A 24,843-nucleotide genomic window follows, 5' to 3' on the forward strand; every position below is an offset into this window, starting at 1 on the left:
GACAATTGATCCGGTGCGACGCTCGGTGCGTTCATCGACGCCGCGCCTAAGCTGAAGCCGTGGCGCAGAGCATCTACATCACCTCGGCCGAAGGCCATACCGGCAAGTCGACGATCGCCCTCGGGGCTCTCGATGCCCTGATGCGCGTCTCGCCGCGGGTCGGCGTGTTCCGGCCCATCGCCCGGTCGGTCACGGAACGAGACGAGATCCTGGAGCTCCTGCTCGCCCACGACGGGGTGAACCTCGACTACGACGACTGCATCGGCGTCACCTACGACGATGTGCGCGCCGACCCCGAGGCCGCGCTGTCGACGATCGTGGCGCGATTCAAGGCCGTCGAGGCGCAGTGCGACGCCGTGGTCGTGGTCGGCAGCGACTACACCGATGTGGCGAGTCCCGCCGAGCTCGGCTTCAACGCCAGGATCGCGGCGAACCTCGGTGCGCCGGTGCTGCTCGTGCTCAGCGGCCGCGACCAACAGCGTCAGGCCGAGCAGCTGGGCACGACGACGGCTCGTCCGGCCGCGGCGATCGCGCAGATCGCCGCTCTCGCCCTGTCCGAGCTCGCGGAGGAGCGTGCGGAGCTGTTCGCCGTCGCCGTGAACCGCGCCGATCCCGCAGCGCTCGACGACATCGTCGCTGCCGTGCACGCAGCCCTGCCGGCCGAGAGCACACCCGTGTGGGCGATCCCTGAGGACCGCGCACTGGTCGCGCCCTCGATCCGCGGCATCCTCGCCGCCGTCGACGGCACCCTGCTCAAAGGCGATGACGGCCGGCTGACGCGAGAGGCGCTGACGATCGTCGTCGCCGGCATGTCGATGGTCAATGTGCTGCCGCGGCTCACCGAAGAGGCCGTGGTGGTGATCCCCGCCGACCGTACCGAGGTGCTGCTCGCCGCGCTGCTGGCCGATTCGTCCGGCACCTTCCCGCGCATCGCCGGCATCATCCTGAACGGACCGTTCCCGCTGCCTGAGCCCATCGTGCAGCTGCTCGACGGCTTCGCGTCGTCGGTGCCGATCATCACCACCGATCTGGGCACCTACGACACGGCAGTCCGGGTGATGAGCACTCGAGGACGCATCTCCGCCGACTCGCGAACACGGTACGACCGCGCGCTCGCCCTCTTCCAGGCCCACGTCGACATCACGCAACTGACGGAGCAGCTCGGGCTCGCGGAAGCGCACGTGGTGACGCCGCTGATGTTCCAGTACGGACTCATCGAGCGCGCCCGCGCGGACCGCCGTCGCATCGTGCTGCCGGAGGGGGACGACGACCGCATCCTCCGCGCCGCGGCGACGCTGCTGGCGAGAGAGGTGGCCGATCTGACGATCCTCGGCGACGAGGCGGCCATCCGTGGTCGGGCGGCCGAGCTGGGGATCGACATCGCTGCGGCTCAGGTGCTCAGTCCCAACGACCCCGGCCTCGTCGAGCGCTTCGCCGCGGAGTACGCACGGCTGCGGGCGCACAAGGGGATCACCATCGCTCAGGCCGCCGACACCGTGACCGACGTGTCGTATTTCGGCACCATGATGGTGCATCTCGGACTCGCCGACGGCATGGTGTCCGGCGCCGCGCACACCACGGCGCACACGATCCGCCCGTCGTTCGAGATCATCAAGACGAAGCCGGGTGTGAACGTGGTCTCCAGCGTGTTCCTGATGGCGCTCGCCGACCGCGTGCTCGTCTACGGCGACTGCGCCGTGATCCCCGACCCCACCAGCGAGCAGCTCGCCGACATCGCGATCTCGTCGGCGACGACCGCCCGGCAGTTCGGCATCGATCCACGGGTGGCGATGCTCTCGTACTCGACGGGGGAGTCCGGCTCCGGTGCCGATGTCGACAAGGTGCGCGCGGCCACGGCTCTCGTGCGCGAGCGCGCCCCCGAGCTTCCCGTCGAGGGCCCGATCCAGTACGACGCGGCGGCGGACGCGGCAGTGGCCAAGGCCAAGCTCCCCGACTCTGCCGTGGCGGGCAGGGCGACCGTGTTCGTGTTCCCCGACCTCAACACCGGCAACAACACGTACAAGGCCGTGCAGCGCTCGGCCGGCGCCGTCGCGATCGGACCGGTGCTGCAGGGCCTCAACAAGCCCATAAACGATCTCTCCCGTGGTGCGCTCGTCGCCGACATCGTCAACACGGTGGCGATCACGGCCATCCAGGCGCAGGGAGCAGAGCGGACGACAGAGCAGACGGAGGACCCGGCATGAGCGCCATCCTGGTCATCAACAGCGGATCCTCGTCACTGAAGTACAGCCTGATCGACATCGAGCAGGAGAACCTGCTCGCGAGCGGACTGATCGAGCGCATCGGTCAGCAGGCCAGCCCGGTCGCCCACACCGTGCGCCCCGTCGTCGACGGCGATGCCGTGCCGACGATGCTCGATGCCACCTTCCGCAGCGAGCGGCCGATCGCCGACCACGCTGAGGCGTTCGAGGTGATGCGAGAGCAGTTCGCCGCTCACGGCCCCTCGCTCGACGACCACCGCCCCGTCGCGGTCGGGCATCGCGTCGTCCACGGTGGTGCGCGCTTCTACGCCCCGACCCTCATCGACGCCGACGTGGAACGTCAGATCGACGAGCTCGCGGTGCTCGCGCCGCTGCACAACCCCGCGAACCTCGCCGGTATCCGTGCCGCGCGGGCGGTGTTCGACGAGGTGCCGCACGTCGCGGTGTTCGACACCGCCTTCCACCAGACGCTCCCGCCCGCCGCCTACACCTATGCGATCGACGCCGCGCTCGCCGCGGAGCATCGGGTGCGACGCTACGGCTTCCACGGCACGAGCCACCAGTACGTGAGCGAGTCGGCCGCCGCGTTCCTCGGCCGCGACATCTCCGAGCTCCGTCAGCTGGTGTTCCACCTCGGCAACGGCGCGTCGGTGACCGCGATCGACGGCGGCAGGTCGGTGGAGACCTCGATGGGCCTCACGCCGCTCGAAGGCCTGGTCATGGGCACACGCTCCGGAGACATCGACCCGGCGGCGCTCGTGCACCTGTCGCGCCGCGCCGGCCTGTCGATCGACGACCTCGATTCCCTGCTCAACACCCGCAGCGGGCTCGCCGGCCTCGCGGGGCGCAGTGACATGCGCGACATCCTCGCCGGTGTCGAGGCCGAGGACGACGCGGCGATCCTCGCCTTCGACGTCTACGTGCACCGCCTGCGTGCGTACGCAGGTGCCTACATCGCACAGCTCGGGGGAGTGGACGTCATCGCCTTCACGGCCGGTGTGGGCGAGAACGCGGCCCCGGTGCGCGCTGCGGCCATGGCGACGCTCGGGTTCGCCGGTGTGGAGATCGACGGGGCGAGGAACGAGGCGCGCGAGCGGGGCATCCGGCGCATCTCCACGGATGCGTCTCGCGTCACGGTGCTGGTGGTGCCCACCGACGAGGAACTGCAGATCGCCAGGCAGACGGCCGAGCTGCTCTGATCCGCTCTCGGGGGTTACCCCGTGGCGCGTCACCGCATTACGCTTGCACAGTGGCACGGAGAGGTGCCGGCCCGACGATCGCCCTTCTCCTGGAGGCTCTGTGCCCGAAGCACTGCCCGACCTGTTCCACGCTGACGGCGTGCTGTTCGACCTCGACGGCGTGCTGACCCCCACGGCCGAGGTGCACATGCGTGCGTGGAAGGCCGTCTTCGACGACGTCTTCGCCCGATGGGGCATCACTCCGCCGTACAACGATGCCGATTACTACGACTACGTCGACGGCAAGAAGCGCTACGACGGCGTGGCGAGCCTGATGCGCAGTCGCAACGTCGAGCTGCCATGGGGCGACGTCGACGACGACCCCTCAGCCGAGACCGTGTGCGGTATCGGCAACCGCAAGAACGCCGCGTTCGCCGCATCGCTGCGCGGTCAGGGCATCGCCGCGTATCCCGGCTCGCTCGCCCTCGTCGAGGCTCTGCACGAGGCCGGCATCCCGCTCGGGGTGGTCTCGAGCTCCAAGAACGCCGAAGAGGTCCTCGGCGCCGCCGGCATCCGCTCCTTCTTCCGCATCGTGGTCGATGGCGTCGTCGCCGAGCGCGATGGTCTGGCCTCCAAGCCCGCAGCCGACATGTTCGCCGCCGGTGCCGCCGCCCTCGGCGTCGACCCGGCCCGCGCCGTAGCCGTCGAAGACGCCACGTCCGGCGCCGCTTCCGCCGCCGCAGCCGGTTTCGCGACCGTCGTCGGCGTCGACCGGGGCACGGGCGCAGACGCCCTCCGGGCCGCCGGTGCGACCGTCGTCGTCGACGACCTCGCCGTCTTCCTTCCCGCCTCCCGCACCGAGACCCCGGAGTCCGCATGATCGATCGCGACCGCTTCCCCGTCGACCCGTGGCGTCTAATCGACACGCATTACTCGGAGGAAGGCGTCGGCGAGACGCTGTTCTCGGTCGGCAACGGCTACCTGGGTCTGCGCGGCAACCACATCGAGGGTCGCGGCGCCCAGGAGCACGGCACCTTCATCAACGGGCTGCACGAGACGTGGCCGATCCGCCATGCCGAACAGGCCTACGGCTTCGCCGAGGTCGGGCAGACGATCGTCAACGCACCGGATGCCAAGGTCATGCGGGTGTACGTCGACGACGAGCCGATCTCGCTCGACGACGCCGACGTGCGCGAGTACCGTCGCACCCTCGACCTGCGCACCGGCGTGCTCGAGCGCTTCGTCGTGTGGGAGACGCCGTCGGGCAAGCGGGTGCGGATGCGTGACGAGCGGATCGTGAGCTTCGAGGAGCGCCACCTCGCGGTACTGCGACTCGAGGTGGTGGTCGAGAACGCGGATGCGCCGGTCACGATCAGCTGCCAGCTGCTGAACAGGCAGGACGGCGCAGGTGTCTACGCCGGTACGCCGATCGGCACCAAGGCCGCGGCGTTCGACCCCCGCAAGGCCGAGAAGATCGCCGATCGCGTGCTGGAGCCCGCCGAGCACTGGCAGGACGGGCTGCGCTCTGCGCTCTCCTACCGCGTCGCCGATTCGGGGATGACGGTCGCGGTGGTCGCCGACCACGTGGTGGAGACCGAGAACGAGTTCAACGCCCGCACGCTCGTCGAGCCCGACATCGCGAAGAACGTCTTCCGCGTGCAGGCGAAGGCCGGTGTGCCGATCACCGTGACCAAGCTCGTCAGCTACCACACGTCGCGTGGCGTGCCCCCGAGGGAGCTGGTCGACCGGTGCCGGCGCACGCTCGATCGGGCTGCGGACGAGGGCGTCGAGACGGTGTTCCGTCGTCAGAGGGAGTGGCTGGACGCGTTCTGGGACCGCAGCGACGTGCAGATCGGAGGAAGGGACGACCTGCAGCAGGCCACCCGCTGGTGCCTCTTCCAGCTCGCTCAGGCATCGGCGCGCGCCGACGGCGCCGGAGTGCCGGCCAAGGGCGTCTCGGGTTCGGGATACAGCGGCCACTACTTCTGGGACACCGAGATCTACGTGCTCCCCTTCCTCACCTACACGTCGCCCCGGTGGGCCTACAACGCCCTCCGCGCACGGGTGGGGATGCTGCCGGCCGCACGGCGCAGGGCGGCCCAGCTCAACGAGGCGGGAGCCCTGTTCCCGTGGCGCACGATCAACGGCGAGGAGGCCTCCGCCTACTACGCCGCCGGCACCGCGCAGTACCACATCAACGCCGACATCAGCTTCGCGCTCGGCAAGTACGTGCGTGCCACCGGGGACGAGGAGTTCCTGCGCCGCGAGGGCGCGGACATCGCGATCGAGACCGCGCGGCTGTGGGCGACGCTCGGGTTCTGGCGTGCTTCGCGTCTGGTCGAGGAGACCGGGGCGGGCGACGGGATCGACACGTTCCACATCCATGGCGTCACCGGCCCTGACGAGTACACGACGGTCGTCAACGACAACCTGTACACGAACGTCATGGCGCGCTACAACCTCCGCTACGCGGCCAAGGTCGTGCGCGAGATCCGCGAGAGCTATCCCGAGGACTACGTGAAGCTCGTCGATCGCACGGGACTCGGACCAGGAGAGGCCGAGGCCTGGGACCGCGCGGCCGAGGCGATGTACATCCCCTACAGCGAGGGGCTCGGCATCCACCCGCAGGACTCGCTGTTCCTCGAGCGCGAGGTCTGGGACCTCGCCAACACCCCGGCCGAACAGCGTCCGCTCCTGCTGCACTTCCACCCTCTGGTGATCTACCGGTTCCAGGTGCTCAAGCAGGCGGATGTCGTGCTCGCGCTGTTCCTGCAGGGTAATCACTTCACGCCGGAGGAGAAGAAGGCCGACTTCGACTACTACGACCCGCTGACCACCGGCGACTCGACGCTGTCGGCCGTCGTGCAGTCGATCCTGGCGGCCGAGGTGGGGTACCAGGACCTCGCGCAGAAGTACTTCGAGCAGTCGCTGTTCGTCGACCTGCACGACCTGCACCACAACGCGGCTGACGGCGTGCACGTGGCGTCGGCGGGCGGGGTGTGGACAGCGCTGGTGTGCGGTTTCGGCGGTATGCGCGACTATGCCGGCGACCTCAGCTTCGACCCGAGGCTCCCTGCCGGATGGCCGTCGCTGTCGTTCCCGCTGCAGTGGCAGGGGTCGACCTTGAGGGTGACGGTGACGAAGGACGAGCTCCGCGTGGAAGTGCGCAACGGGCCGCCCGTGCCGTTCAGCGTGCGGGACACGGCCTACATCGCGACGGTGGAGGATGAGGTCGTCGTGCCGCTCGCCGATCAGGGTCCGCTGATCCCCGGACGGCCGACCCTCCGGCAGTTCGCCGACGCCCGACGCGAGGACGGGACGCGCATGTCGGCGTCCGTTCCCGTGATCACCACGGCGATCCCGGTGATCGAACCGATCGACTGACCGCTCGGCCCGCCGAAGGTCGGTGGCACGCCGTAGGCTGTTGTGGTGACCACAGCCCTCTACCGCCGCTACCGCCCCGAAGCATTCGGCGAGATGATCGGGCAGTCCCAGGTGACCGATCCGCTGATGACGGCGCTGCGAGGCGACCGGGTCGGCCACGCCTACCTGTTCTCCGGTCCTCGCGGGTGCGGGAAGACGACGTCTGCGCGCATCCTGGCGCGGTGCCTGAACTGCGCCGAGGGGCCGACCGACGTGCCCTGCGGAGTGTGCCCGAGCTGCGTCGAGCTGTCGCGCGCCGGCGGTGGATCGCTCGACGTGGTCGAGATCGACGCCGCGAGCCACAACGGCGTCGACGACGCGCGCGACCTGCGTGAGCGGGCCACCTTCGCCCCGAGCCGCGACCGCTACAAGATCTTCATCCTCGACGAGGCGCACATGGTGACGCCCCAGGGGTTCAACGCGCTGCTGAAGCTCGTCGAAGAGCCGCCGGAGCACGTCAAGTTCATCTTCGCGACCACCGAGCCCGAGAAGGTGCTCGGCACCATCCGCTCGCGCACCCACCACTATCCGTTCCGACTCGTGCCGCCTGCCGCGATGCTCGAGTACGTCGCCAAGCTGTGCGCCGAGGAGGGCGTGATCGTCGAGCAGGGTGTGCTCCCGCTCGTGGTCCGCGCGGGTGGCGGTTCGCCGCGTGACACCCTCTCGCTCCTCGACCAGCTGATCGCCGGGTCGGACGCTCCGGCCGGGTCCGAGACGGTCACGGTGGGCTACGCGCGCGCTGTCGCCCTGCTCGGATACACGCACGCTGCGCTGCTCGACGAGATCGTCGACGCGCTCGCGGCCGGCGACGCCGCATCCGCCTTCCCCGCGATCGACCGTGTGGTGCAGACCGGCCAGGACCCTCGCCGCTTCGTCGACGACCTGCTCGAGCGTCTGCGCGACCTCATCGTGATCGCGGCGGTCGGGCCCGGAGCCTCCGCCGTCCTGCGCGGGGTCGCGGAAGACGACCTGGAGCGCATGCGGGCTCAGGCCGACGCATTCGGCTCCGCCAGGCTCTCGCGCACGGCCGATGTGGTCAGCGCCGCCCTCGACGACATGTCCGGTGCCACCTCGCCACGGCTGCACCTCGAGCTCATGGTCGCGCGCGTCCTCGCCGGAGCGACCGACACCGCCGCGTCGGCGCCCGTGGCTGGAGGCGAGCGCGCGGCCACGGCTTCGGCCCGTCCGACTGCTGCTCCGGCCGCGGCAGCCCCAGCCCCGGCAGCTCCGGCCCCGGTAGCTCCGGCCCCGGCAGCGGTAGCACCGTCTGCACCCCCGGCAGCCCCAGCTCCGGCGGCTTCTGCATCGGTTCCGTCCGCCGCTCCTTCGGGGGCGCCCGCCGCCGCTGCAGCGGAGCCCGCGGCACCGGCGCCCACCGCGGCGGAGTCCGCCCCTGCCGATCAGCGCCCCGCAGACGAGCAGGGAGAAGGCGCGCGAGGCGCAGACGAGACCGCCGGCGTCGCTCCCGAAGCAGCAGCCCCCGAGGTCGCCGCACCGCAGGGGCCGGTCACCTTCGAGCGGATCCGTGCAGCGTGGCCGGCGGTGCTCACGCGTCTTGAGAGCATCAGCCGCACGTCCTGGTTGCTGGCCACGGCCGTGCAGCCGCTTGCCTACGTCACCGAGACCGAGGTGTTGACCCTCGGGTTCACCAGCCAGCACGATGTGGCGAAGTTCAAGGGCACGACCCCCGGCTCCGGTCCCTCCGATCACCTGCGGTCGGCGATCGAGAACGAGCTCGGCGTGCGCGTGAAGTACCTGCCGGCGCCCATGCCGGCGGGAGGTGCTCCGCGTCAGCCCTCGCCGTCAGGGGCGTCGACGCCGGCGGATGCCGCTCCCGCATCGGAGCCTGCGTCAGCGGGTTCCCCCCGTCCGCAGTCCCGCAGCGCCTCCGCCTCGGCGGTGACGGAATGGGCTGTCGCGCCGATCCCGACCGCGACCGAGCGGCCGGTGAACCAGGCTCCGGTTCCGACGGCGCCCCTCGCCGTCGACGACGAGCCCGAAGAGGTCGAGGCTGCCGCTTCGGCTCCCGCGCCCCCCTCCGACGGTGCCGTGGACCGAGACGAGCCCCCGCTGCCCGGCGATGACGAGGCTCCGGCCTTCGACGATGAGCCGCCGTACGACCCTTCGTACGAGCCGCCCGCAGAGTCGCCGCTCCCGCGGCAGGCGTCTCCTGCGCGGTCCGCGCCGCAGACGCAGCGCACCGCTGTCGCCGCCGCCGCCCCGCCGGTCGTCGTCGAGCGCCAGCCCTCCGCCGGGGGAGTGCAGCGCTACGGTGAGGCCGTGATCCGCCAGGTGCTCGGCGCGACGTTCGTGCGCGAAGAGCCCTACGAGCCCCCGACGAGGTTCTCCTGATGTATGACGGCATCGTCCAAGAGTTGATCGACGAGTTCGGACGGCTTCCCGGTATCGGGCCCAAGTCCGCCCAGCGCATCGCATTCCATATCCTGCAGACGCCGACGTTCGATGTCGCGCGTCTCGCCGAGCTGCTCGGCGAGATCCGTACCCGCGTGCGGTTCTGCGAGGTCTGCGGCAACGTCGCCGAGCAGGAGCGCTGCGCCATCTGCCGCGATCCGCGCCGCAGTCAGGCGCTGATCTGCGTGGTCGAAGACGCGAAAGACGTCGCGGCGATCGAGCGCACCAGGGAGTTCCGCGGGCTCTACCACGTGCTCGGCGGAGCGATCAGCCCCATCGCCGGCATCGGTCCGGACGATCTGCGCATCGCCCAGCTGATGACACGCCTCGCCGACGGCACGGTGCAGGAGGTCATCCTCGCCACCAACCCGAACCTCGAGGGGGAGGCGACCGCGAGCTACCTCAGCCGTCTGCTCACGACGATGCAGATCACGGTCTCCCGCCTCGCTTCCGGGCTGCCCGTCGGCGGAGACCTCGAGTACGCCGACGAGGTCACCCTCGGTCGTGCCTTCGAGGGCCGGCGCATCCTGTGAGCCCGAACGCGGGCTTCTCGCGGCGCGGCTGGCTCCTCTTCGGTGCCATGGCGCTGCTGTGGGGAGTGCCGTATCTGTTCATCAGCGTCGCGGTCGAGTCGTTCTCCCCGCCGGCGATCGTGGCGGGGCGCACTCTCATCGCGGCTCTCCTGCTGCTGCCCTTCGCGATCCGCAGCGGAGCGCTGCGAGCCGCTCTTAAGCACTGGCCCTGGGTGCTCGCCTTCGGTGCCGTCGAGATGGCAGGGCCTTTCGTGCTGCTCGGGCATGCCGAGATGACGCTGCCCTCGGGCATGACCGGTCTGCTCGTGGCGACGGTGCCGCTGTTCGCCGCCCTGATCGCCCTGGGCGGCGGTGACCGCGGAGTGCTGAGGCCCGCCCGCGGCATCGGACTGCTGGTCGGCTTCGTCGGCGTGGCGGTCGTGGTCGCCGGTCCTGGACTCTTCGGCGGCGAGGTCAGCCTTCTCGCCGCTGGTGAGGTGCTCCTGGTCGCCGTGCTGTACGCGATCGCGCCGTTCATCGTGGCGCGCAAGCTCAACGACGTCCCCTCGCTCGGCACCATCACCCTGTCCCTGCTGATGATCGGGATCTTCTATCTGCCGATCGGAGCGCTCACCCAGCACGAGGTGCCCACGCTGCCGTCGATCGCCGCGCTTCTCGCACTCGCAGTGATCTGCACGGCGGTGGCGTTCCTGGCGTTCTTCGCGCTCATCCGTGAGGTCGGACCGGTGCGCGCCCCGCTGTTCACCTACGTGAATCCGGTGGTCGCGATCATCCTCGGTGCCATCGTCCTCGCCGAACCCCTGACTCCCGGTCTGCTGCTCGGCTTCCCGCTGATCATCGTCGGATGCTGGTTCGCTGCCACCGGCGGCCGCCTCCGTCCGGTCTCGCCCCAGGCGCTCCCGCCCTCGCTCTGACGCCTGCTCGCCGCGCACCCGGCAGGCGTCACATGCGCGGCGGGGCATGCGCGCCGATCGTAGAATGAGCGTGGGCGGATCCGCCCATCATCCCAGGGAGTGATCGTGGCCCTCATCGTGCAGAAGTACGGCGGCTCATCCGTCGCCGACGCAGAGAGCATCAAGCGCGTCGCCAAGCGCATCGTCGACACGCGTCGCGCAGGACACGACGTCGTGGTCGCCGTGAGCGCCATGGGCGACACCACCGACGAGCTGCTCGACCTCGCGAACGAGGTCGCACCGATCCCTGCTCCGCGCGAGCTGGACATGCTGCTCTCCAGCGGGGAGCGCATCTCGATGGCGCTGCTGGCCATGGCGATCCACTCGATGGGCTTCGAGGCGCGCTCCTTCACCGGCAGCCAGGCGGGCATGATCACCGACTCGCAGCACGGTGCCGCCCGCATCGTCGACGTGACGCCGGTGCGCCTGCGTGAAGCCCTCGACGAAGGGGCGATCGTGATCGTGGCCGGGTTCCAGGGCTTCAACCGCGACACCCGCGACATCACGACCCTCGGTCGTGGAGGATCCGACACCACCGCCGTCGCGCTCGCCGCCGCGCTCGACGCCGACGTGTGCGAGATCTACAGCGACGTCGACGGCATCTTCACCGCCGATCCGCGTGTGATCCCGAAGGCGCAGAAGCTCGACCACGTCTCGAGCGAGGAGATGCTCGAGCTCGCAGCCAACGGGGCCAAGGTGCTGTACATCCGCGCCGTCGAGTACGCCCGCCGCCACGGGGTCCTCATTCACGCCCGGTCGACCTTCTCGTCGTCCGAGGGCACGTACGTTCTGGGCGAGGGCATGAAGAACCCTCGCGAAGCCGAGGGAGCAGTAATGGAAGAACCGATCGTCGCCGGCGTCGCCACCGACTTCAGCCAGGCCAAGATCACGGTCGCGGGCGTGCCCGACGTGCCGGGCAAGGCCGCCGAGATCTTCAAGATCGTCGCGAAGTCGGGCGCCAACGTCGACATGATCGTGCAGAACGTGTCGGCGACCGGACGCACCGACATCTCCTTCACGGTGCCGAAGGCGGATGCCGCCGGTGCCCTCAAGGCCCTCGCGGGGGAGCAGACCGAGGTCGGGTTCCAGAACCTGATCCACGACGACCAGATCGGCAAGCTCTCGGTCGTCGGGGCGGGCATGCGCACGCACTCGGGCGTCTCCGCGACGCTCTTCGAGGCGCTCTCCGCCGGAGGAATCAACATCGAGATGATCTCGACCTCCGAGATCCGCATCTCCGTGGTGCTCCGCGACACCGACCTCACCGAGGCCGCTCGCACCGTGCACACCGCCTATGGGCTCGACGGCGACGCCGAGGCCACGGTCCACGCCGGCACCGGCCGCTGATCTCTGCCGTTCCCCCTCGTTTTCCTGCCGACGACTCGAGTGCGGGGAGCGGAGAGCCGGCACTCCTTCCGGTCGCGGTAGACTCACCGCAACCCTGACACCGGCGCCAGGCGCAGCCTCAGCACCCCGACGCCGCGCCCGAAGCCTCGTACGCAGTACCGCACGACGCCAAGGAACATCATGACCCGCATCTCCGATTCAGGACTCTCCGTCGCCATCGTCGGCGCCACCGGCCAGGTGGGCACCGTGATGCGCGAGATTCTCGCCGAGCGGTCGTTCCCGATCCGCGATCTGCGGCTGTTCTCGTCCGCGCGCTCTGCCGGCACGGCGATCGAGTTCGGCGGCGCCACCGTCATCGTGGAAGACGTCGAGACCGCGGACGCTGCGGGGATCGATATCGCCCTGTTCTCGGCCGGTGCCACGGCGAGCCGTGCCTACGCACCCCGATTCGCCGCAGCCGGCGCCGTGGTCGTCGACAACTCCAGCGCCTGGCGCATGGACCCCGAGGTGCCGCTCGTGGTCAGCGAGGTCAACCCGCACGCGATCGACGAGCGCCCCAAGGGCATCATCGCGAACCCGAACTGCACCACGATGGCCGCGATGCCCGTGCTGAAGGCGCTGCACGCGGAGGCCGGTCTCGAGCGTCTGATCGTCTCCACCTACCAGGCCGTCTCCGGGTCCGGTCTCGCCGGTGCCCAGGAGCTCCTCGGTCAGGTCGAGGGAGTGCTGGCTCAGGGCGACACCCTGCGCCTCGTGCACGACGGATCCGCGGTCGACTTCCCCGAGCCGGAGAAGTACATCGCGCCCATCGCGTTCGATGTCATCCCGTTCGCCGGCAACCTCGTCGAGGATGGCGACAACGAGACGGACGAGGAGAAGAAGCTCCGCAACGAGAGCCGCAAGATCCTCGAACTCCCCGATCTTCGCGTCGCCGGCACCTGCGTGCGCGTACCGGTCTTCACCGGGCACTCGCTGTCGATCAACGTCGAGTTCGCCGACGACATCACGCCCGAGCGTGCACGCGAGGTCTTGAGCGCTGCGCCCGGCGTCGTGCTCGACGAGGTGCCGACGCCGCTGCAGGCTGCGGGGCAGGACCCGAGCTTCGTGGGTCGCATCCGTGCCGACCAGTCCGCCCCCGAGGGCAAGGGGCTCGTGCTGTTCCTCAGCAACGACAACCTGCGCAAGGGTGCCGCGCTGAACGCGGTGCAGATCGCCGAGATCCTGGCCGAGCGCCTGGCGGTCATAGCCTGACTGCATCCCCGTCATGTGGAAGCGGTCTGGTGGAACCCGCCGCATGGTCGGCGGCAGCGCGCCCGCGAACTAGACTGGCTCGGTGACTGAAAACGTCGATGTCGTCCTGATCGGCGGTGGCATCATGAGCGCCACCCTGGGTACTCTCCTGCACGAGCTGCAGCCGGAGTGGAAGATCGTCGCCTTCGAGCGACTCTCCGAGGTGGCTCAGGAGAGCTCCAACCCGTGGAACAACGCCGGCACGGGCCACGCCGCCCTGTGCGAGCTGAACTACATGCCCCAGCAGGGCGACGCTCCCCTCGACCCCGCCAAGGCGGTGTCGATCAACGAGCAGTTCCAGCAGAGCCGTCAGTTCTGGTCGTCTCTGGTGGAGCGGGGCGTGCTCGACGAGCCGTCGACCTTCATCAACGCGACACCGCACATGACGTTCGTGCGGGGCGAGAAGGACGTCGCCTACCTCAAGAACCGCTACGAGGTGCTGAAGAAGCAACCGCTGTTCGCGGGCATCGAGTACAGCGAGGACTCTCGCGTCATCAACAAGTGGGCGCCGCTGCTCATGCAGCAGCGGCGCAAGGGCGAGCCCTTCGCTGCGACGCGTGTGCCCGCCGGTACCGATGTCGACTTCGGCTCCCTCACGCACCAGCTCTTCGACCACCTGACCGACGCTGGCGTGTCGTTGCGCACGAATCACGAGGTGCGCAGCCTGAAGAAGCAGAAGGACGGAACCTGGCTGGTCAAGTACCGCAACAGCATCGGTCACACCCCGAGCGAGGTCAGGGCCCGCTTCGTGTTCGTCGGTGCGGGTGGCTGGGCGCTCAAGCTGCTGCAGAATTCCGGCATCCCCGAGATCAAGGGCTACGGCGTCTTCCCGATCGGCGGGCAGTTCCTCAAGACCACGAACCCGACCATCGTCGCTCAGCACAAGGCGAAGGTGTACTCGCAGGCGTCGGTCGGCGCTCCGCCCATGTCGGTCCCGCACCTCGACACCCGTGTCGTCGATGGCGAGGCCTCGCTCATGTTCGGACCGTTCGCGACCTTCAGCCCGAAGTTCCTGAAGAACGGCTCGATGCTCGACATCGTCACCCAGGTGCGTGCGCACAATCTGCTGCCGATGCTGCAGGTCGCGGTGAAGAACCCCGACCTCATCACGTATCTCGTGAGCGAGCTGCTGAAGAACCACGCCAAGAAGGTCGACAGCCTCCGCACCTTCATGCCCACGGCCAAGGATGAGGACTGGACCCTCATCGATGCCGGTCAGCGCGCCCAGGTGATGAAGAAGGACCCGAAGAAGGGTGGCATCCTGCAGTTCGGCACCGAGGTCGTCGCGGCGGCCGACGGTTCCATCGCGGGCCTGCTGGGGGCGTCGCCCGGAGCATCCACCGCCGTCCCGATCATGCTCGACCTGCTCAAGAAGTGCTTCCCGGCCGAGTACCCGGGGTGGGAGCCGGAGCTGCGTGCCCTGATCCCCACATTCGGTGAGAAGCTGAACGAGAACCCGGAGCTCGCGGAGAAGTCGACCGAAGCCACGGCAGCCGTCCTCGGCATCAACGTCTGAGATCGTCCCGTGGCGAAGCTCTACTTCCGCTACGGCGCGATGAACTCGGGCAAGTCGACTGCTCTGCTGCAGGCTGCCTACAACTACGAGGAGCGTGGGCAGCGGGTGCTGCTCGCGAAGCCGGCGATCGATACCAAGGGCGCGTCCGAGATCGAGAGTCGGCTGGGCGTCACGCGCCGGGTCGACTTCCTCATCGCCCCCGACGACGATGCACGAAGGGTGTTCGCGAAGCATCGTGAGCGCATGCAGCATGCGACCGACGACGAGCTGCTTCCCGAAGGCCCGCGCGACGTCGCGTGCCTGCTGATCGACGAGGCGCAGTTCCTCACCCCGACTCAGGTCGACGACCTCTTCCGTATCGCCGTCGTCGACGGCATCCCGGTGATCGCCTACGGCATCCGGAACGACTTCCTCACGCACGCCTTTCCCGGTTCCGCGCGCCTGCTCGCGATCGCGCACTCGCTGGAGGAGCTCAAGACCATCTGCCGGTGCGGACGGAAGGCCGTGTTCAACGGCCGCGTCGTGGGCGGGCGCTTCGTGTTCGACGGCGACCAGGTCGCCATCGACGAGGGCGCGACCGGGTCGGCGTCGCCCGAGCTGACCACTTACGAGTCGCTGTGCGGCACCTGCTATCTCGAGGAATCCGGCGGACGCCTGGGCTGAGCCCGCCGCCCTCCACCCGCGCCCGGCGCAGCGGGTGTGTCGGCGACCCTGTTTGCGTGGTCTGACCACACGCGGTACTCTGTGGTCAGACCACAGGAGGATCGATGGCGGACCAGCCGGCACGCGCTTGGCGCCTCGTGCTCGAGCACATCGAACGCGACCTGCTCGACGCGCGCCTCGGCCCGGGTGACCGACTGCCGTCCGAGCGGGATCTCGCCACCGAGCTCGGCGTCGGGCGCTCGAGCGTCCGTGAGGCGTTCCGCGTGCTCGAGGTGATGGGGCTCATCCGCACCGCGACCGGTTCCGGCCCGCAGTCGGGGGCCATCGTGATCGCGACGCCCACGGGAGGCATGTCAGCGCTGCTGAGGCTTCAGGTCGCGGCGCAGGGGTTCCCCCTCGACGATGTCGTGCGGACTCGTCTGGTGCTCGAGGATGCGGTGGTGGTGGCGATGGCCGGCGCACCGGAGCGTGACACGAGCCGCGCGCGGGAACTGCTCGCCGCGATGGACGAACCCCTGCTCTCGCCATCGGAGTTCCTCGCCCTCGACGCTCAGCTGCACCTCTCGCTCGCCGAGGCCAGCGGCAACACGGTCATCGCCGCGATGATGGCTGGCCTGCGTTCCTCGATCGAGTCCTACGTGCAGGCGGGTGTCGCCACCATCCCGGACTGGGAGGCGATGTCGGCCCGGCTCCGTGCCGAGCACCGCGCGCTGGTCGCCGCGATCGATGCCGGCGACGTGGATGCCGCGCGGTCCCTGATCCACACGCACATCACCGGCTACTACACGTCCACGGGCCTCACCCGTGAGATTCACCCCCAGATCTGAGAGGCACATCATGGTGCAGCGCCAGTTCCCGAACCCCGCCGAACTCCTCGAGCTGATGAAGTTCAAGAAGCCGGAGCTCGACGGCCGCAAGCGACGGCTGGAGGGGGCCCTCACCATCGACGACCTGCGCCTGATCGCCAAGCGACGCACGCCCAAGGCGGCCTTCGACTACACCGACGGAGCCGCGGAGGGCGAGCTGTCCCTCACCCGGGCCCGTCAGGCTTTCCGGGACGTGGAGTTCCATCCCGGCATCCTGCGTCCGGCTCCCACGGTCGACACGACCGTCGACATCCTCGGCGGTCCGTCCGCTCTGCCTTTCGGGATCGCGCCCACCGGCTTCACGCGCCTGATGCAGACCGAGGGGGAGACCGCCGGCGCCGGAGCTGCCGCGGCCGCCGGCATCCCGTTCACGCTCTCCACGCTCGGCACCACCTCGATCGAGGGTGTCAAGGCTGCCAACCCGCAGGGGCGCAACTGGTTCCAGCTCTACGTCATGCGCGACCGCGAGATCTCCTACGAACTCACCCGTCGTGCGGCGGCGGCGGGCTTCGACACCCTCCAGTTCACGGTCGACACCCCGGTCGCCGGTGCGCGCCTTCGTGACAAGCGCAACGGTTTCAGCATCCCGCCTCAGCTCACGCTCGGCACGATCATCAACGCGATTCCGCGGCCGTGGTGGTGGTATGACTTCCTCACCACGCCGAAGCTCGAGTTCGCCTCCCTCAGCACCACAGGGGGCACGGTGGGGGAGCTGCTGGATGCGGCGATGGACCCGACGATCAGCTACGACGATCTCGCGGTGATCCGCGACATCTGGCCGGGCAAGATCGTCATCAAGGGCGTGCAGAACGTCGAGGACTCGGTGCGCCTGCGTGACGCCGGAGTCGACGGCATCGTCCTCTCGAACCACGGAGGGCGTCAGCTCGACCGCGCGCCGATCCCCTTCCATCTGCTGCCGGAGGTGCGTCGGGCGGTCGGCGACGACTTCACGGTCATGATCGACACCGGCATCATGAACGGCGCCGACATCGTCGCCGCGGTGGCGCTCGGCGCGGACTTCACGCTGATCGGGCGGGCCTACCTCTACGGTCTGATGGCGGGTGGACGTCAGGGCGTCGACCGCACGATCGCGATCCTGCGCAGCGAGATCGAGCGCACGATGCGCCTGCTGGGTGTCGCGTCCCTCGCCGAGCTCGAGCCCGCGCACGTGACCCAGCTGACCAGGCTGGTTCCCGTCGCACGCGCCGCCGCGGAGGCCCGCGTGAGCTGAGATCCTGCCTGAGCGTCAGCACCCGGTGGGCGCCGGCTTCAGGACTGCGTGGCCACGGATCGCGTGCGTGGAGGCCACGGCACGAGCATCGATGTCGTGCGGCGGTAGTCGGCGTATGCCGGGTACTTCGACGCGGTGATCGACTCGGTGAAGATCGTCGAGCCGATGAACAGCACGGTGAGGAGCGCGGGTCCGATGATCGTCGGGTTCAGCACGCCGCCGATGACTCCGGCGCCACCCGCGACCGCTGCCGTCGCACCGATCGCGTAGAAGGCCCACCACTGCGCCTGCTCGAAGAAGAAGTTGGGGTGCCTGCTGTACCGGAACAGTCCGGTCGTGGCAAAGCCGGGAGGGAGGGTGCCGCCCGCCTTCTTCTTCCGCTGATGGAACACCCACTGCTGCTGGTCGGCGATCGTCTCGCCGACCAGGAACGCGAGGAACGCGGCGATGAACAGCGCATCCCATCCGGTGAGCGCAGACGGATTCCGGGCGGCGAGGGCAGCCGGCAGCGTGATGAGCACGAGCAGCGCCATCTGGTAGCAGATGATGAACAGCAGGTTGAAGATCTGGAACTGCCAGGGACGCATGCGTCCTCGGAGGATCGCCCAGCGGTAGTCCTCCATCCCGGTGTAGCCGCCCTTGCGGGCGAAGTTGAAGGTCAGCCGGGCTCCCCACGCCGTCGCCAGGACACCCATCAGGACGACGCGTGCCGAACCCTCGCCGTTCACGAAGGCCCCGGCGACGAAGATCCACACATAGGCGACGGGGACGATCGACCAGGCGCGATCGACCCAGGAGGTGTCACGGGTGATCAGGGAGAGCACCCAGCAGGCCGCACTGGAGACCGCGGCGACGACGATGACGATCAGCAGGGCATCCATGACGCCATGCTAGGACCATGCGGCGGTGGCGTGCCGCACGACACCATGTGGATCAGAGGGTCAGCAGGAGTGCGTCGAGTCTGTCGGCGGTGTCTTCCCAACCCTCCACGGCGATGGAGGGCACGCCGATCGCGAGCACCGGATAGTCGTTCCCGCCCTCATCGAGCCGGTCGCCGTAGAACAGCATGTCGGTGAGGGCGATGCCGGTGTGTTCGGCGAGCTGCCGCATGCCGAAGGCCTTGTCGATGCCTGCCTGGGTGATGTCGATGGAGGTCGATCCACCGGAGCGGACCTCGAGGCCGGGCAGACGTGCGGCGACGGCGTCCCGCAGAGCGCTCCGCTTGGCGCCCGTCGGGTCCCAGTCGTGCTTCGCCTCGCGCGGTGCGCGCTGCCCGAGTGCCGAGAACGTGATCTGGGATCCGCGGTCTTCCAGGATGTCGCCCCACGGCTCGGCTTCCCACAGCCCAAGGCGCTCGGCCTCCTCGCGCAGAGCCGTGAGAGCCGCCTGCTTGTCTGCGTCGCTGAGATCGTGCGCGTAGACCGGTGCGAAGTCCGTGCCGTCGTGGCGGAGGTAGCGGGTGCCGCAGGTGGGCAGCAGGTGCAGGCGCGCGAGGTCAGCGGCATCCGCATCGCCGAGTCGGGCGACGACCTGCGATCGGAACTGCGCCTCGTTGCCGCCGGAGATGATGGCGACGTCGACGGTGCGCAGGAGCGCGCGCAGCAGATCGGCGATCCTCGGGTCGATCAGACCCTTCGAAGGGGCGAGCGTGTCATCGAGATCGAAGGCGACGAGCGTGGGCGTGGTCATGATGTCTCCAGCCTAGAACGTGGACGCTGAGAAGATCTCGGGGCGAGCAGCAGGGTGAAGACGACCGCGACGGCGACGCCGAGGATCGCGCCCGTCGAGTTGGCCACGACATCGTTCACGGTCGCTGCGCGGTGGGGAAGAGCCACGCGCTGAGCGGTCTCGATCATCGTGGACAGCAGCGGTCCCACCAACAGTGCGAGGAACCACACGCGACGGGGGAGGAGCAGGAAGGCGAGGATGCCGACCGGCACGAAGACCAGCATGTTCGCGATGATCTCGAGCCGCGTGAAGTCGAGCCACTCCCAGCCGAGACGGTGTGTGGTCGTGAGGATGACGTCGAGCAGATTCGGCATCGAGTCCTCGACCTTCGACGGCGTGAGGGTGAGGGCGGCGAGGCCGATCAGGAAGGGGACGCTGAGGGCGAGCCCGCATACCCGGGTGAACCGGCGCGGCGGTGGGAGCAGAGAGCTCATGCGTTCCCTTCGTGCACGGTCCCGGTACAGAGAAGGCCGCCCCTGAGGGCGGCCTTCCGGTGTTACTGGTCGGGGTGACAGGATTTGAACCTGCGACCTCTTCGTCCCGAACGAAGCGCGCTACCAAGCTGCGCCACACCCCGTTTGCAACCCTCCGAGTCTACAGGGAAATGCTCCCCGCGCCGAATCGAGGCCGGATCACACCTGTGCGGTGATGCGTACGGTGATGAGCGCGACGATCAGGAGCAGGAGTCCTCCGCCCGTGGAGACCGCGAGCGTGATGAGGCGCGCACGCCCGCGTGGCAGAGCCATGCAACCGGCTGTGACCAGGATGGGCCAGACATTCGACGTCGTCAACACCCACACGGACAGCATCCCGACGGCACTTTCGCTGTTCCCTTTGCTGGCGCCCAGACCGATGGCCCACGCGACGATCACACCCCAGATCAGCGTGAACAGGAATGCGAGAGCGGCGAGAAGCACGCGCGCAGGGGGGACGCACGAGCGAGCGGATTCCACGGAGGAGAGCCATCGCGGGGAGCAGGACACCGATGATGGACACCGCGAGCAGAGTGAGGGCGGATCGAGGCCAATCCGCCAGTCCGAGCGGTGGGCGCGTGGCCTCACTGACGAGGGGCAGAGCGAGCACCGAGAACGTCAGTGGGATCAGGAGGTACATCGCGCTCGCCCCGAAGGCTGCGGTCCGTGCCGTCTTCGCCTCGCCGTGCGGAAGCAACTGCGTCACCCGGCGCGCTCAGCGCCGAGGCTGTGCCGTGAGCGTGAGAAGCGTCGCCTCGGGTCGACAGGCGAAGCGGACCGGCGCGTAGATGGAGTGTCCGCACCCCGCGCTGACGTTGAGCGGCACGGTGCGTCCGCCGTGCGACCAGGTGCTGAGCCCCTTGGCCTGCTTGAGCGGGATGTCGCAGTTCGCCACGAGAGCCCCGTACCCGGGAATACACACCTGACCGCCGTGCGTGTGGCCTCCGAGGATCGCATCGGCGCCGAGATCGGTGAAGCCGTTGAGCACCCGCTGATACGGCGCGTGCGTGACGCCGAGGACGGGCGTCGCCGCGTCACGAGCGCCGAGTGCCGAGATCGCGTCGGGAAGCTCGTCCAGCCGATCCCAGTCACGGTGGGCGTCGTCGACGCCGAAGAGATCGACGTCGGTGCCTGCGATGCGCAACCGTGCTGCGGCATTGTTCAGGTCGGTCCAGCCCAACTCATCCGTGAAGTACCGGTCCATCGCGTCGGTGTCGAGCAGCTCCGGTTTGTGGTTCTTCTTGGATGGGCCGAGGAAGTAGCGGAAGGGGTTCCGCGGAGACGGCGCTGCCACGTCGTTCGAGCCGTGCACGAACACGCCGGGGATACCGGCGAAAGGAGCGAAGGCACGCCGGATGCCGTCGAGTCCGTTCTCATGGCCGAGGTTGTCCCCGGTGTTCACGATGAGGTCGGGCTTCAGTTCGGCGAGGGAGGCGAGCCAGTCCTGTTTGCGATGCTGCCACGGCGCCATGTGCGCATCGGAGATGTGCAGGATGCGCAGCGGTGCTGCGCCGGGCGGGAGGGCCACTGCTGAGGCCTCGCGCACGGTGAACAGGTACCGCTCGATGCCGATGCCCCAGATGGCAGCGCCGGCACCCACGGCCCCCACCGCGCCGAGCGCGATGAGGGCCGGGTGCGCGCCGCGTCGTGCCGCTACTGGCACGTCACACGCACGGCGGTGGACTTGCTGGCCGCAGTGCCCGGCGCAGGGTCGGAGTTGCCCACGACAGATGTCGGCGGATTGCACGAGTTGTCGAACTCGATGTCCGTGAAGCCGGCCGCCCCGAGCGCAGCGGTCGCCTGAGCTCTCGACATCCCCACGAGGTTCGCGGGGACGGTCGTCCCCTGGCCGTTACTGGTCGTGAGCGTGACCGTCGCGCCGTTCGGAGCTTCCCCCGTGGGGTCCTGACCGGCGACCAGACCGGCGGCGAGATCGCTGTCGACCGCCCCTCCGACGGAGACCTGGAAGCCTGCGTCGGTGAGGATGCCGGTCGCCTCCTCGACGGACTTGCCCACGACGCTCGGAACCGTCGTCAGCTGCTGTCGGGTCAGCTTGCCGTCCGGCTTCGGGAAGGCGTCTCCGCCGTACGCGGCGTTGGCTGCCCCCTGCGCGGCCTTGGCCAGGGGGTATCGCATGTCGTTGAGGTTCCAGCCGTTGGCCCGCTTCTGGTAGATGTTGGCCTGACCCTGCCAGCGACCCGCCCAGACGGCGGTGGTGACCTTGGTGCTGGACTCGATCATCATGGTCGACCAGCGGTCGTGCGTACCGGTCTTGCCGATGAGGGGAGTGCCGTCGTTCGGGTTGGCGCGGGATCCGGTGCCACCGCCGCTCATCACGCTCTGCAGCGCGAAGGCGGCAGTCGCCGCGATCTCGGGCTGCAGCACGCCGTCGGTGCAGGACGACGCGGGCAACTCGCGGTCTTTACCGTCGGCGCCGACCACGCGATCGATCGCGCGAGGCGTGCAGTACTTTCCGCCGCTCGCGACGGTCGCATAGGCGTTCGCCATGGCGAGAGGAGAGATGTTCTTCGGTCCCAGCACATCGAAGGGGACGTTCTCGTCGGTGACCTTGCCACCGTTCGCGAGCGTCACACCCATGCGGTCGGCAACCTTGTTGATGTCGCAGACATCGAGCTTCGACGCCATCGCGAAGTACCCACTGTTGAGGGAGTTCCTCGTGAAGTTCAGCACCGAGCTCGTCCCGCCGCCGCCGCCGCCGAAGTTGCCGATCTTCTTCGTGTCGGTGCTCTGCTTGGCGCCGCACACGGGGATCCTCAGATTCGTCTGGACGCTTCCGTTGAGCACCTCGTTGACGGAGTGGCCCTTCTCGAGCCAGTCGATCAGCGTGAACAGCTTGTAGGTCGATCCGACCTGGAAGCCCCCAGAGTTGCCGTGGTCCTTGTCACCGGCGAACACCAGCGATGTGTAGGCCTGGTCGTCGGTGGGCGTCTCGGTGAACATGGTGTTCTGCGTCATCGAGAGAATTCGTCCGGTGCCGACCTCGACCGAGACGCCGGCGGCGCCGAAGTTCTGGTTGTCGGCGTTGGCGGGAACGATCTCGGACATGCTCTCGGCGGCCGGGTTCTGGATGCGGTAGTCCAGCGTGGTGTAGATCTTCAGGCCACCGCGGCGGAGCAGATCCGTGCGCTCCTGCTGCGTCTTCCCGAAGGCCTCGTCGTTCAGGACGATCGACTTCACGTACTGGCAGAAGTACGCGCTGGTTCCGGCGGATGCACACCCCTGCGTCGGGGGGTTGAGCGCGGGCGTGATCTCCGATGCGTCGGCCTCGTCGTACTGTGCCTGCGTGATCTTGCCGTCGGCGAGCATGCGACCCAGCACGTAGTGACGGCGGTCCTTCGTGAGTGCGTACCCATCCGCGGCCGTGTTCAGCGCCACGCCCTCGGAGTTCGTGATCGTGCCTTCCGGCTTGTCGATCCGGTAGGTGTTCGGGTTCTGCACGATGCCGGCGAGAGTCGCCGACTGCGCGACCGTGAGGTTCGCGGCCGTCGTGGAGAAGTAGTAGTTCGCGGCCGCCTCGATGCCGTACACGGTTCCACCGAAGTTGGCGATGTTCAGGTAGCCGAGGAGGATGTCGTTCTTGGAGAAGTCCTTCTCGATCTGGATCGCGTAGCGCATCTCCTGCAGCTTGCGCTCGATGCCCTTCGCCCCTGTCGCGTTGGTGGCGTCGAGCCAGCACTGCTGGAGGTCTTCCGAGTAGGTGTCAGACGTGGTGTCGACGTCCTGCTCGCACTTCTGGATCAGGACGTTTTTCACGTACTGCTGGCTGATCGTCGACGCACCACGGCTGGAGGTGCCTCGTACGTTGTCGACCAGGGCCTTCACGGTCGCGCCGATGTTGACGCCGCCGTGACTGTAGAAGTTCTTGTCCTCACTCGACAGGATCGCGTCGTAGAGGGTGGGGGAGACCTGCTCGTAGGTCACCGGCACGCGGTTCTGCTCGTAGAACGACGCGAGCTCGACCTGCGAACCGTCGGGGGCGGTCGCGTAGATGGTCGACTGCTCCATCGGCGTGCTCGGGTCGAGGCTCTCGGGGAGCTGATCGAAGAGGGTGAGAGCCTGGGTGCCTGCGAGGCCGGTCATCGCGAGCACCGGGGTGACGCTGGCCGTGACGAGGAGACCGGCGACGGCGCTCAGGCCGACGAGCCCGACGAGACCGCCGAGCACGCCTCTCACCGTGCGATTCTTTTGGGGCATACGCTTGATCGTAGGGGAGTTCCCTGAATACCGCCTTTGACGAGCCCGCCCCGGATTTCCGGTGCCGCGCCCCGATCGACAGGAGTGCCATGACCACGTGGGAGTACCTCACCACGCCGCTGCTGATCCACAACACGGCAGCCATCCTCAACAACTGGGGCAAGCAGGGCTGGGAGCTCGTGCAGGTCGTGCAGGGGCCCGAAGGTGGGCTCGTCGCCTACCTGAAGCGCCCCGTCACGTCCGACGCGTCGACGAATGCCGGCCTCGCCGCCGCAGAGCAGGCCGCCCGTCAGTTCGAGGGAGGCCAGGCATGAGCGTCTCCGCCCGCCTCGCCGAGCTCGGCATCGAGCTGCCTCCGGTCGCCGCCCCGGTCGCCGCTTACGTCCCTGCGGTCGTGCACGGGGGCCTCGTCTACACCTCGGGCCAGCTACCGTTCGTCGACGGTGCGCTGCCGGCCACGGGCAAGGTGGGCGCCGACGTCTCCGCCGAGGATGCGAAGACCTACGCCCGCACGTGTGCGCTGAACGCTCTGGCCGCGGCGGCGGATGCCGCGGGTGGTGTCGACCGCATCGGCGGTGTGCTCCGCGTCGGCGGGTTCGTCGGATCCGCGGACGGTTTCACGGGGCAGCCCGCCGTCATCAACGGCGCGAGCGAGGTGCTCGGTGAGATCTTCGGTGATGCGGGGCGCCACGCACGCGCGGCTGTCGGCGTCGCGGAGCTCCCGCTCGGCAGTCCGGTCGAGGTCGAGGTGACGTTCCTCCTCGCCTGAATGCGTCCCGGCGGCGTCCTCCGC

At 68.8% G+C, this 24,843-nt stretch carries 21 protein-coding genes and 1 tRNA gene; 15 read left to right on the forward strand and 7 right to left on the reverse strand.

Annotated features, from left to right (window positions below; translation table 11 throughout):
* Positions 1-59: 59 nt before the first annotated feature.
* The 13 genes from pta to MOX01_RS05965 all read left to right on the forward strand — a co-directional run bounded on the left by pta (position 60) and on the right by MOX01_RS05965 (position 17,634).
* Complete coding sequence (gene pta, locus MOX01_RS05905) at positions 60-2,204, forward strand: phosphate acetyltransferase (protein WP_141368875.1); 2,145 nt, start codon at positions 60-62, stop codon at positions 2,202-2,204.
* On the forward strand, positions 2,201-3,421 hold the full coding sequence (locus MOX01_RS05910; protein ID WP_046747901.1) for an acetate/propionate family kinase: 1,221 nt from the start codon (positions 2,201-2,203) through the stop codon (positions 3,419-3,421). The genes pta and MOX01_RS05910 overlap by 4 nt, the downstream gene beginning before the upstream one ends.
* A gap of 100 nt (positions 3,422-3,521) precedes the next feature.
* Positions 3,522-4,280, forward strand: coding sequence for an HAD-IA family hydrolase (locus tag MOX01_RS05915; protein ID WP_058632098.1), 759 nt, complete (start codon positions 3,522-3,524; stop codon positions 4,278-4,280).
* A complete protein-coding gene (locus MOX01_RS05920; protein ID WP_046747903.1) occupies positions 4,277-6,784 on the forward strand; it encodes a glycoside hydrolase family 65 protein in 2,508 nt (835 codons plus the stop codon). Before MOX01_RS05915 ends, MOX01_RS05920 begins: the two co-directional genes overlap by 4 nt.
* Before the next feature lie 45 nt (positions 6,785-6,829).
* Complete coding sequence (locus MOX01_RS05925; RefSeq protein ID WP_174799755.1) at positions 6,830-9,175, forward strand: DNA polymerase III subunit gamma and tau; 2,346 nt, start codon at positions 6,830-6,832, stop codon at positions 9,173-9,175.
* Positions 9,175-9,768 (forward strand): recombination mediator RecR, encoded by a 594-nt coding sequence (gene recR, locus MOX01_RS05930; protein WP_046747905.1) that lies wholly within the window; start codon positions 9,175-9,177, stop codon positions 9,766-9,768. The genes MOX01_RS05925 and recR overlap by 1 nt, the downstream gene beginning before the upstream one ends.
* The gene (locus tag MOX01_RS05935) at positions 9,765-10,682 is read left to right on the forward strand and encodes a DMT family transporter (RefSeq protein ID WP_113681260.1); all 918 of its coding nucleotides are present in this window, start codon (positions 9,765-9,767) and stop codon (positions 10,680-10,682) included. The genes recR and MOX01_RS05935 overlap by 4 nt, the downstream gene beginning before the upstream one ends.
* Positions 10,683-10,787: 105 nt before the next feature.
* Positions 10,788-12,068, forward strand: a complete 1,281-nt coding sequence (locus MOX01_RS05940; RefSeq protein WP_046747949.1) for an aspartate kinase — start codon at positions 10,788-10,790, stop codon at positions 12,066-12,068.
* A 180-nt stretch (positions 12,069-12,248) separates the two neighbouring features.
* On the forward strand, positions 12,249-13,319 hold the full coding sequence (locus tag MOX01_RS05945) for an aspartate-semialdehyde dehydrogenase (RefSeq protein ID WP_061016510.1): 1,071 nt from the start codon (positions 12,249-12,251) through the stop codon (positions 13,317-13,319).
* An 82-nt stretch (positions 13,320-13,401) separates the two neighbouring features.
* Positions 13,402-14,874, forward strand: a complete 1,473-nt coding sequence (locus tag MOX01_RS05950) for a malate:quinone oxidoreductase (RefSeq protein ID WP_046747908.1) — start codon at positions 13,402-13,404, stop codon at positions 14,872-14,874.
* A gap of 9 nt (positions 14,875-14,883) precedes the next feature.
* The gene (locus tag MOX01_RS05955; RefSeq protein WP_046747909.1) at positions 14,884-15,537 is read left to right on the forward strand and encodes a thymidine kinase; all 654 of its coding nucleotides are present in this window, start codon (positions 14,884-14,886) and stop codon (positions 15,535-15,537) included.
* Between the two features lie 104 nt (positions 15,538-15,641).
* A complete protein-coding gene (locus MOX01_RS05960) occupies positions 15,642-16,364 on the forward strand; it encodes a FadR/GntR family transcriptional regulator (RefSeq protein WP_046747910.1) in 723 nt (240 codons plus the stop codon).
* Positions 16,365-16,374: 10 nt separating this feature from the next.
* Positions 16,375-17,634, forward strand: coding sequence for an alpha-hydroxy acid oxidase (locus MOX01_RS05965; RefSeq protein ID WP_046747911.1), 1,260 nt, complete (start codon positions 16,375-16,377; stop codon positions 17,632-17,634).
* A 38-nt stretch (positions 17,635-17,672) separates the two neighbouring features.
* Here the strand turns inward: MOX01_RS05965 and MOX01_RS05970 are convergent, their stop codons facing one another.
* From MOX01_RS05970 to MOX01_RS06000, 7 genes are all read right to left on the reverse strand, one after another.
* Entirely contained in the window at positions 17,673-18,515 is an 843-nt protein-coding gene (locus MOX01_RS05970; protein WP_058632092.1) for a DUF1295 domain-containing protein, read from the reverse strand.
* 52 nt (positions 18,516-18,567) lie between these two features.
* Positions 18,568-19,323 carry an HAD-IIB family hydrolase gene (locus MOX01_RS05975; protein ID WP_058632091.1) on the reverse strand — a complete coding sequence of 252 codons (756 nt, stop codon included), beginning with the start codon at positions 19,321-19,323 and terminating at the stop codon, positions 18,568-18,570.
* On the reverse strand, positions 19,320-19,796 hold the full coding sequence (locus tag MOX01_RS05980) for a VanZ family protein (RefSeq protein WP_141368879.1): 477 nt from the start codon (positions 19,794-19,796) through the stop codon (positions 19,320-19,322). Before MOX01_RS05980 ends, MOX01_RS05975 begins: the two co-directional genes overlap by 4 nt.
* 66 nt (positions 19,797-19,862) lie before the next feature.
* Positions 19,863-19,939 (reverse strand) — tRNA-Pro (locus tag MOX01_RS05985).
* 55 nt (positions 19,940-19,994) lie between these two features.
* Positions 19,995-20,279 (reverse strand): hypothetical protein, encoded by a 285-nt coding sequence (locus tag MOX01_RS05990; protein ID WP_141368881.1) that lies wholly within the window; start codon positions 20,277-20,279, stop codon positions 19,995-19,997.
* Between the two features lie 271 nt (positions 20,280-20,550).
* Positions 20,551-21,498 carry a metallophosphoesterase gene (locus MOX01_RS05995; protein ID WP_082738470.1) on the reverse strand — a complete coding sequence of 316 codons (948 nt, stop codon included), beginning with the start codon at positions 21,496-21,498 and terminating at the stop codon, positions 20,551-20,553.
* Positions 21,489-24,050 (reverse strand): transglycosylase domain-containing protein, encoded by a 2,562-nt coding sequence (locus tag MOX01_RS06000; protein ID WP_046747915.1) that lies wholly within the window; start codon positions 24,048-24,050, stop codon positions 21,489-21,491. The genes MOX01_RS05995 and MOX01_RS06000 overlap by 10 nt, the downstream gene beginning before the upstream one ends.
* An 89-nt stretch (positions 24,051-24,139) precedes the next feature.
* Here MOX01_RS06000 and sp36 point away from each other — a divergent pair, with 89 nt between their 5' ends.
* Both sp36 and MOX01_RS06010 read left to right on the forward strand, forming a co-directional pair.
* Positions 24,140-24,364 carry a Sp36 family protein gene (gene sp36 / locus MOX01_RS06005; RefSeq protein ID WP_021199127.1) on the forward strand — a complete coding sequence of 75 codons (225 nt, stop codon included), beginning with the start codon at positions 24,140-24,142 and terminating at the stop codon, positions 24,362-24,364.
* Positions 24,361-24,819, forward strand: coding sequence for a RidA family protein (locus tag MOX01_RS06010; protein ID WP_061016521.1), 459 nt, complete (start codon positions 24,361-24,363; stop codon positions 24,817-24,819). The genes sp36 and MOX01_RS06010 overlap by 4 nt, the downstream gene beginning before the upstream one ends.
* Positions 24,820-24,843: the final 24 nt, after the last annotated feature.

This window comes from Microbacterium oxydans, assembly GCF_006540085.1.
Taxonomy (GTDB): domain Bacteria; phylum Actinomycetota; class Actinomycetes; order Actinomycetales; family Microbacteriaceae; genus Microbacterium; species Microbacterium oxydans.

Coding starts and splice junctions, on each gene's coding strand:
- MOX01_RS06010 (WP_061016521.1), top strand. CDS start 24,361: ATGAGCGTCTCCGCCCGCCTCGCCGAGCTCGGCATCGAGCTGCCTCCG.
- MOX01_RS05980 (WP_141368879.1), bottom strand. CDS start 19,796: ATGAGCTCTCTGCTCCCACCGCCGCGCCGGTTCACCCGGGTATGCGGG.
- recR (WP_046747905.1), top strand. CDS start 9,175: ATGTATGACGGCATCGTCCAAGAGTTGATCGACGAGTTCGGACGGCTT.
- MOX01_RS05970 (WP_058632092.1), bottom strand. CDS start 18,515: ATGGATGCCCTGCTGATCGTCATCGTCGTCGCCGCGGTCTCCAGTGCG.
- MOX01_RS05945 (WP_061016510.1), top strand. CDS start 12,249: ATGACCCGCATCTCCGATTCAGGACTCTCCGTCGCCATCGTCGGCGCC.
- MOX01_RS05975 (WP_058632091.1), bottom strand. CDS start 19,323: ATGACCACGCCCACGCTCGTCGCCTTCGATCTCGATGACACGCTCGCC.
- MOX01_RS05910 (WP_046747901.1), top strand. CDS start 2,201: ATGAGCGCCATCCTGGTCATCAACAGCGGATCCTCGTCACTGAAGTAC.
- sp36 (WP_021199127.1), top strand. CDS start 24,140: ATGACCACGTGGGAGTACCTCACCACGCCGCTGCTGATCCACAACACG.
- MOX01_RS05965 (WP_046747911.1), top strand. CDS start 16,375: ATGGTGCAGCGCCAGTTCCCGAACCCCGCCGAACTCCTCGAGCTGATG.
- MOX01_RS05920 (WP_046747903.1), top strand. CDS start 4,277: ATGATCGATCGCGACCGCTTCCCCGTCGACCCGTGGCGTCTAATCGAC.
- MOX01_RS06000 (WP_046747915.1), bottom strand. CDS start 24,050: ATGCCCCAAAAGAATCGCACGGTGAGAGGCGTGCTCGGCGGTCTCGTC.
- MOX01_RS05960 (WP_046747910.1), top strand. CDS start 15,642: ATGGCGGACCAGCCGGCACGCGCTTGGCGCCTCGTGCTCGAGCACATC.